Annotated in this window: 7 protein-coding genes; 2 read left to right on the top strand and 5 right to left on the bottom strand. The window is 70.3% G+C overall.

All coding sequences use genetic code 11. The features are described from left to right. Positions 1-196 precede the first annotated feature (196 nt). Entirely contained in the window at positions 197-670 is a 474-nt protein-coding gene (locus FNH08_RS39705; protein WP_152776380.1) for an NUDIX hydrolase, read from the top strand. Positions 671-985: 315 nt separating this feature from the next. On the opposite strand, the gene FNH08_RS39700 is transcribed toward FNH08_RS39705, so the two are convergent. Next, positions 986-2,086, bottom strand: coding sequence for a citrate synthase 2 (locus FNH08_RS39700; RefSeq protein ID WP_152776379.1), 1,101 nt, complete (start codon positions 2,084-2,086; stop codon positions 986-988). A 325-nt stretch (positions 2,087-2,411) separates the two neighbouring features. On the opposite strand from FNH08_RS39700, the gene pdxH reads away from it, so the two are divergent. Further along, positions 2,412-3,041 carry a pyridoxamine 5'-phosphate oxidase gene (pdxH, locus tag FNH08_RS39695; protein ID WP_152776382.1) on the top strand — a complete coding sequence of 210 codons (630 nt, stop codon included), beginning with the start codon at positions 2,412-2,414 and terminating at the stop codon, positions 3,039-3,041. 40 nt (positions 3,042-3,081) lie between these two features. On the opposite strand, the gene FNH08_RS39690 is transcribed toward pdxH, so the two are convergent. The 4 genes from FNH08_RS39690 to FNH08_RS39675 form a co-directional block, all read right to left on the bottom strand. Beyond that, positions 3,082-3,744, bottom strand: a complete 663-nt coding sequence (locus tag FNH08_RS39690) for a TetR/AcrR family transcriptional regulator (protein ID WP_152776378.1) — start codon at positions 3,742-3,744, stop codon at positions 3,082-3,084. Then, positions 3,732-4,493 (bottom strand): enoyl-CoA hydratase family protein, encoded by a 762-nt coding sequence (locus FNH08_RS39685; RefSeq protein ID WP_322726220.1) that lies wholly within the window; start codon positions 4,491-4,493, stop codon positions 3,732-3,734. The genes FNH08_RS39690 and FNH08_RS39685 overlap by 13 nt, the downstream gene beginning before the upstream one ends. Further along, positions 4,490-6,094: a 4-coumarate--CoA ligase family protein gene (locus FNH08_RS39680; RefSeq protein WP_322726219.1), complete on the bottom strand. Its 1,605-nt coding sequence runs from the start codon at positions 6,092-6,094 to the stop codon at positions 4,490-4,492. The genes FNH08_RS39685 and FNH08_RS39680 overlap by 4 nt, the downstream gene beginning before the upstream one ends. 69 nt (positions 6,095-6,163) lie before the next feature. After that, entirely contained in the window at positions 6,164-7,327 is a 1,164-nt protein-coding gene (locus FNH08_RS39675) for an acyl-CoA dehydrogenase family protein (protein WP_152776377.1), read from the bottom strand. Positions 7,328-7,414 lie beyond the last annotated feature (87 nt).

Genomic DNA, 7,414 nt, shown 5'->3' with positions numbered 1-7,414 from the left:
CCCACCCCCAGGACCCCCGGAGCAGCCACCGGCCGACCGGCCCGGACCTTCTTTCGAGCTTCTCGTTCCATGAGGTCGAACGTAGAAACGAGGGCCGACGAGAACCCGAGCCGAAGGGCAGGGCCGGACCCTGACGATGGTCAGGGTTGACGCGCACGCCAGACCGGCAGCTACCGCGCCGTGCGAAGGTACGGGGATGAGTTTCCGGTTGGCGGCGTACGCCGTGTGCGTCGAGGACGGGCGGGTGCTGCTCGCCCGATGCGTATCACGAGAAGGCGAATCCACCTGGAGTCTTCCGGGCGGCAGGGTCGAGCACGGAGAGGATCCGTTCGACGCGGTGATCCGGGAGGTCGCCGAGGAGACCGGCTGCGACGCGGTCGTCGAACGCCTGCTGGGCGTGGACTCGAGGGTGATCCCCGCAGCCGAACGCACCGTCCCCGGCGGCCCGGACCACCAGAACGTCGGCATCTTCTACGGGGTCCGCATCACCGGCGGCCACCTCCGGCCCGAGCCGAACGGCGCAGTCGCCGAGTCGGTCTGGACGCCGATCCCCGATGTCGCCCGCCTACACCGGTCCTCACTCGTCGACATCGGCCTCGCCCTGTCCCGGACCCTTCCGGCAGCCGGCCACGTGGCTCCCGTGCCGGTGGGCGGGCTGATCCAGCACTGAGGACCGGCCGCTCGGGTAATTCTCTCGGAAAATCGCTTGAGCGCTTCCGGTCCGCTTCTTAGTGTGGGCTGCACACAGAAGGGAGGTGGTTCGGCAGATGTATGAATCCCGGACAAGTGAGGTGGCTGCGGGCTAGCGGCCCGTCACCACACAAGTGCGGTTGCCGGGCCAGCACGTGAACTGAACGTGCAGCCGGCCCAATCCAACGCAGTCACCCGACCCGCAGGCTCGCCGGTACGTCCGGCCGGCTTCCCGCCGTGAGGCGGGGGACCCAGAGCCTGCGGGTCGTCTGCGTTCCAGGGCGCCCCAACGGTCTCAGTGGGCGATGTCCTCGTAGCCCTCGATCTCGCGTGGGTTGCGGCTGCCCGGGCCCACGTAGCGGGCCGAGGGGCGGACGAGGCGGCCTGTGCGCTTCTGTTCCAGGATGTGGGCCGACCAGCCGGCCGTGCGGGCGCAGGTGAACATCGAGGTGAACATGTGGGCGGGGACCTCGGCGAAGTCGAGGATGATGGCCGCCCAGAACTCGACGTTCGTGGCCAGGACGCGGTCGGGTCGGCGGGCGTGGAGTTCCGCCAGGGCCGCCTTTTCCAGGGCTTCGGCGATCTCGAAGCGGGGGGCTCCCAGTTCGCGGGCCGTGCGGCGGAGGACACGGGCGCGCGGGTCCTCGGCGCGGTAGACGCGGTGGCCGAAGCCCATCAGGCGTTCGCCCCTGTCCAGGGCCTGCTTGACGTACGCCTCCGCGTCGCCCGTTCGCTCGATCTCCTCGATCATGTGCAGGACTCGGGAGGGAGCGCCTCCGTGCAGGGGGCCGGACATGGCTCCTACGGCGCCGGACAGGGCCGCCGCCACGTCCGCGCCCGTCGACGCGATCACCCTCGCCGTGAAGGTGGACGCGTTCATGCCGTGTTCCGCGGCGCTCGTCCAGTACGCGTCCACCGCCGCCACGTGCTTCGGGTCGGGCTCGCCGCGCCAGCGGATCATGAAGCGTTCGACGACGGACTGGGCCTTGTCGATCTCGCGCTGCGGGACCATGGGCAGGCCCTGGCCGCGGGCGGACTGGGCGACGTAGGACAGGGCCATGACGGCGGCGCGGGCCAGGTCCTCGCGGGCCTGTTCGGCGTCGATGTCCAGGAGGGGTTTCAGGCCCCACACCGGGGCCAGCATCGCGAGCGCCGACTGGACGTCGACGCGGATGTCGCCGGAGTGGATGGGGATGGGGAAGGGCTCGGCGGGCGGCAGGCCGGGGTTGAAGGCGCCGTCGACGAGCAGGCCCCATACGTTGCCGAAGGAGACGTGGCCGACCAGTTCCTCGATGTCGACGCCCCGGTACCTGAGGGCGCTGCCCTCCTTGTCCGGTTCGGCGATCTCCGTCTCGAACGCGACGACTCCTTCGAGTCCGGGTACGAAGTCGGACATCAGGCGGCTCCTCGTGATGTGTGCGACATGTGTGCGACGGATGCGGTCGATTTTCGTCGTTTTCGGAGACTCGCGGTCCCTGAGCGGTCACTCCGGTGATGCCCCGTACGGTCGGCGGTCACCCAACCGGAACGGTTGACGCTGCAGAACGATATCCCTGAGTGCCACCTTTGGGGAGTAGTCGCGGCACTCAGTGCCACGGAGTGAGGAAGGACACCCACCGTGCGCGCCGGGGCACATACGGCAGGATGACCATGTGACCGACGACGCGACCGCCCACGAAGCCGCATACGATCCGTCCGAACCCGTTCCCGACCCCGCCGCCATGCGCAAGCAGTACCGGGCCGAGGGGCTCGACGAGGGCGAGCTGGCCGGGCATCCGATGGCTCAGTTCGAGCGCTGGTTCCGGCAGGCCGCGGCCGAGGGCGCGGTGTTCGAGCCGAACGCCATGGTGGTGTCGACCGCGAACGCCGAGGGCCGGCCGAGTTCTCGTACGGTGCTGATGAAGGCGTACGACGAGCAGGGCTTCGTCTTCTACACCAACTACGACTCCCGCAAGGCTCTCGACCTGGCGGAGAACCCGTACGTCTCGCTGCTGTTCCCCTGGCACCCGATCGCCCGTCAGGTGATCGTGACGGGGACGGCCCGCCGTACCGGAAGGGACGAGACAGCCGCGTACTTCCGCACCCGGCCGCACGGCTCGCAGCTCGGGGCCTGGGCGAGCGCGCAGTCCTCGGTGATCTCCTCACGTGCGGAACTGGACACGGCGTACGAGGAGTTGAGCACCCGTTACCCGGAGGGCGAGCAGGTGCCGGTGCCGCCGAACTGGGGTGGTTACCGCGTCGCGCCGCAGTCGGTGGAGTTCTGGCAGGGGCGGCGGAACCGGCTGCACGACCGGTTGCGGTATGTGGCGGAGGCGGACGGGTCGTGGCGGGTGGAGCGGCTCAGTCCCTGACGCCGCTCAGTCCCTGACGCCGCTCAGTCCCTGACGCCGCTCAGTCCCTGAGGCCGCTCAGTCCCTGAGGCCGTACGTCTCGGGCGAGCGCCTCGTCCAGCAGTACCGCCCACTGCGCCACCACCCGGTCCCGGCGGCCGGTGTCGTCGGTGAGGAGGTTGGCGAGGCCGAGGCCGCGGGCCATGTCGAGGAGGCCCTGGACGGTTTCGCGGACGCCGGGTACGGACTCGTCGGCGCCTAGCAGGTCCACGGCGATGCGGTGTGTCTCGCGGCCGACGCGGGCCTCCAGTTCGGTGACCCTCGGGCGGAGCTGGTCCTCGTTGGAGGCGGCGACCCACAGGTGGAGGGCGGCCCGGAACAGGGGGCCGGTGTAGAGGTCGACGAGGGCGGAGACCACGTCCCGGCGGTCGGCCGCGCCCTCGGGGAAGAGGGCGCGCAGGGCCGTGGAGCGCTCTTCGGCGACGTACTCGACGGCCGCGGTGAACAGGTCCTCGCGGGTGGGGAAGTGGTGCTGGGCGGCGCCACGGGAGACTCCGGCGCGTTCGGCGACGACGGAGACCGTGGAGCCCGCCCAGCCGTGTTCGGCGAGGCAGGCGACGGCGGCTTCCAGGAGTCGCTGCCGGGTGGCGCGGCTGCGGTCCTGTTTGGGCACGCGATCGGGCACGCGGTCTGGCACGCGGTCGGCCGTGGTCACACCACCCATGCGGGATCCCGTCGTTCGAGGAAGGCCGTCATTCCCTCGCGGGCCTGCGGGGAGGAGAACAACCGGGCCGAGAGCGCGGTCAGGTCGGCCGCGTCCCGGTCGAAGGTCTCCAGCACCCTAGCTGTGAACAGCTGTTTCGTCTCGGCGAGGCCCTGGGGGGAGGCACGGCGGAGGCCGTCGAGCATGGGGGCGAGGACCTCGTCCACGTCGTCGCCGGTCGCCGTGACGAGGCCGATGCGGGCCGCTTCGGGCGCGTCGAAGCGTTCACCGGTGAGGTAGTAGCGGGCGAGGGCGCGCGGGTCCGTACGGGGCAGGAGGGGCAGGGAGATGACGGCGGGGGCGACGCCGATACGGACCTCCGTGAAGGCGAAGGTGGCGTCGGTGGAGGCCACCGCGATGTCGCAGGCGCCGAGCAGGCCGAGGCCGCCGGCCCGTACGTGTCCGGTGACGCGGGCCAGGACCGGTTTGCGCAGTGCGACGATCTGGCGCATCAGGTCGACCAGGGCGTCCGGGTGCGGGGGGTCGCGCAGGTCGGCGCCCGCGCTGAAGGTGTTCCCGGTGTGGGTGAGGACGACGGCGCGGACGTCACGGTCCTTGCCGCACCGGGTGAGGCCCTCGGCGAGTTCGGCGACGAGCGCGGCCGAGAGGGCGTTGCGGTTGGCCGGGGAGTCGAGGGTGAGGGTGACGATGCCGCGGTGGTGGGCTACGGCGACGAGGGCGGTTGCGGGGTCGAGGGCAGGGTCGGTCACGACTTCTCCCGTAGTTCCTGGACCTTGTGCTGTTCCTGGAGGTCGCGGAGTTCACGGCGGAGGATCTTGCCGGAGGCGGCGCGGGGGACGCCGGCGAGGAAGGTGACGCGGCGGACGCGTTTGTAGGGGGCGACGCGTTCGGCGACGTACATCATGACTTCTCCTTCGGAGAGGTCGGTCGCGGTGGGCTGGCGGACCACGTAGGCGTGCGGGACCTCGTTGTTGTCGTCGTTGTAGAAGCCGATGACGGCGGCGTCGGCGATGCCGGGGTGGGTGAGGAGGAGGGCTTCGAGTTCGGCGGGGGCGACCTGGAAACCCTTGTACTTGATGAGTTCCTTGACGCGGTCGACGATGAAGAGCCAGCCGTCGGCGTCGGTGTGGCCGACGTCGCCGGTGTGCAGCCAGCCGTCCTCGTCGATCATGGCGGCGGTGGCGTCGGGGCGTCCCAGGTAGCCCTTCATGACCTGGGGGCCCCGGATGAGGACCTCACCGGCTTCGCCGACGCCGAGGTCCTTGGCGGGGTCGTCCAGGGAGACGATCCGCATCTCGGTGCCGGGGATGAGCCTGCCGACCGTCCCGGGGGGTGCGTCCTGGGCGGTGCCGAAGGGGACCAGGTGGGTGCAGGGCGACAGTTCCGTCATGCCGTAGCCCTGGCCGATGGGCGGCAGGCCGAGGCGCCGGGCGCAGGCGTGGGCGAGGTGCGCGTCCAGGGGTGCGGCGGCGGAGATGATCTCCTTCAGGGACGACAGGTCGTACTGGGCGACCGCCGGGTGCTTGGCGAGGGCGAGGACGATCGGCGGGGCCACGTACAGGTGGGTGATGCGGTGCGTCTCGATCGCGGCGAGGAACGTCTCCAGGTCGAAGCGCGGCAGGACGACCACGGCGGCGCCCAGCCTGAGGGGGGCGTTCATGAGTGCGGTCAGCCCGTAGATGTGGAAGAAGGGCAGTACGGCCAGGATGCGGTCGCCGGGTCCCACCGTCATGACGGGTTCGAGTTGCGCGAGGTTGGTGGCGATGGACCGGTGGGTGAGCATGACGCCCTTGGGGACGCCGGTCGTGCCGGAGGAGTACGGCAGGGCGGCGACGTCCTCGACGGGGTCGATGGCGAGGTGCGGTTCGGGGGCGGTGGTGGCGAGCATGTCGATCAGCGAGCGGTGTCCGGGCGCGCTGTCGCAGACGAAGATCTCATCGATGCCGCCGGCGCGTTCGGCGGCCGTGCGGGCCGTCTCCAGGAGGGGCGAGACGGTGACGATCCAGCGGGCGCCGGAGTCGGTGAGCTGTTTGGCGAGTTCGTCGGGCGTGGCGAGCGGGTGGACGGTGGTGACGGACGCTCCGGCGCGCGTGGCGGCGTAGAAGGCGGTCGGGAAGGCGATCGTGTTCGGGCTGTGCAGGGCGAGCACGTCGCCCTTCTCGACGCCGACGTCGGTGAAGGCGGCGGCCAGCCGCCGGTGGAAGCGGTCCAGCTGCTCGTACGTGATCGTGGTGCCGTCGACGCCGTCGATCAGCGCGGGCGCGTCGCCGAACTCGGCGGCCCGGCCCAGGACGGCCTCGTGGATGGGGAGTTCGACGGCCGGGACTTCTGCGTACTCGCTGCGGAACACGGTTCCTCCTCGCACGACGGTGTGCTGCGGGGTACGGCCTGGGCGGCCCCCGCACTCAGTACCCCGCACTCAGTACGACTTGGGCAGGCCCAGGGTCTGGTGGGAGACGTAGTTGAGAATCATCTCCCGGCTCACCGGTGCGATACGAGACACGCGCGCGGCCGTGATGAGGGAACCGAGTCCGAACTCGCGGGTGAGGCCGTTGCCACCGAGGGTGTGCACGGCCTGGTCGACGGCCTTCACGCATGCCTCCCCGGCGGCGTACTTGGCCATGTTGGCAGCCTCACCGGCGGCCACGTCGTCCCCGGAGTCGTAGAGGTGGGCGGCCTTCTGCATCATCAGGCGGGCCAGTTCGAGCTCGATGTGGGCCTGGGCGAGGGGGTGGGCGATGGCCTGGTGGGCGCCGATGGGGGTCTTCCAGACGGTGCGGTCGCGGGCGTACTCGACGGCCTTGGCGATGGCGTAGCGACCCATGCCGATGGCGAACGCGGCGGTCATGATGCGTTCGGGGTTGAGGCCGGCGAAGAGTTGCAGCAGGCCCGCGTCCTCGTCTCCGACGAGCGCGTCGGCGGGGAGCCGTACGTCGTCCAGGGTGAGCTCGAACTGCTTCTCGGCTGAGGTGATCTCCATGTCGATCGGCCGTCGCTCGAAGCCGGGGGCGTCGCGCGGGACGATGAAGAGGCAGGGCTTGAGGGTGCCCGTGCGGGCGTCTTCTGTGCGGCCGACTATGAGGGTGGCGTCGGCGATGTCGACGCCGGAGACGAAGACCTTGCGGCCGGTGAGGAGGTAGTCGCCTTCGGCGTCGCGGCGGGCTGTGGTGGTGATGCGGTGGGAGTTGGAGCCGGCGTCGGGTTCGGTGATGCCGAAGGCCATGGTTCGGGTGCCGTTCGCGAGGGCGGGGAGCCACTCGCGTTTCTGGTCCTCCGTGCCGAAGCGGGCGATCACTGTGCCGCAGATGGCGGGTGACACGATCAGCATGAGGAGGGGGCTGCCTGCGGCGCCCAGTTCTTCGAGGACGATGGAGAGTTCTTGGATGCCGCCGCCTCCGCCTCCGTACTCCTCCGGCAGGTTGACGCCCAAGTAGCCCAGCTTGGCTGCCTCGGACCAGAGTTCGTCGGGGTAGCGGTCCTCTTGGTGGATGGTGAGGAGGTAGTCACGGCCGTAGCGCTTGCCGAAGGCGGAGACGGCGGCTCGTAGGGCCTTGTGTTCGTCGGTTTCTATGGCGGGTGACATGGGGGCTCCTAAGGGGGTGGGGCTGAGTGTTGTTTGGAGGGTGCGGGTTTGTTGTGGCTTGTCGCGCAGTTCCCCGCGCCCCTACTA

The organism is Streptomyces spongiae, assembly GCF_009377185.1.
GTDB classification, from domain to species: domain Bacteria; phylum Actinomycetota; class Actinomycetes; order Streptomycetales; family Streptomycetaceae; genus Streptomyces; species Streptomyces spongiae.
This window is presented reverse-complemented; position numbering and strand designations above follow the sequence as displayed.

What these genes read in the sequence shown, in the direction of transcription:
- FNH08_RS39705 (WP_152776380.1), top strand. Translation starts at nt 197, where the DNA reads ATGAGTTTCCGGTTGGCGGCGTACGCCGTGTGCGTCGAGGACGGGCGG.
- FNH08_RS39700 (WP_152776379.1), bottom strand. Translation starts at nt 2,086, where the DNA reads ATGTCCGACTTCGTACCCGGACTCGAAGGAGTCGTCGCGTTCGAGACG.
- pdxH (WP_152776382.1), top strand. Translation starts at nt 2,412, where the DNA reads ATGCGCAAGCAGTACCGGGCCGAGGGGCTCGACGAGGGCGAGCTGGCC.
- FNH08_RS39690 (WP_152776378.1), bottom strand. Translation starts at nt 3,744, where the DNA reads ATGGGTGGTGTGACCACGGCCGACCGCGTGCCAGACCGCGTGCCCGAT.
- FNH08_RS39675 (WP_152776377.1), bottom strand. Translation starts at nt 7,327, where the DNA reads ATGTCACCCGCCATAGAAACCGACGAACACAAGGCCCTACGAGCCGCC.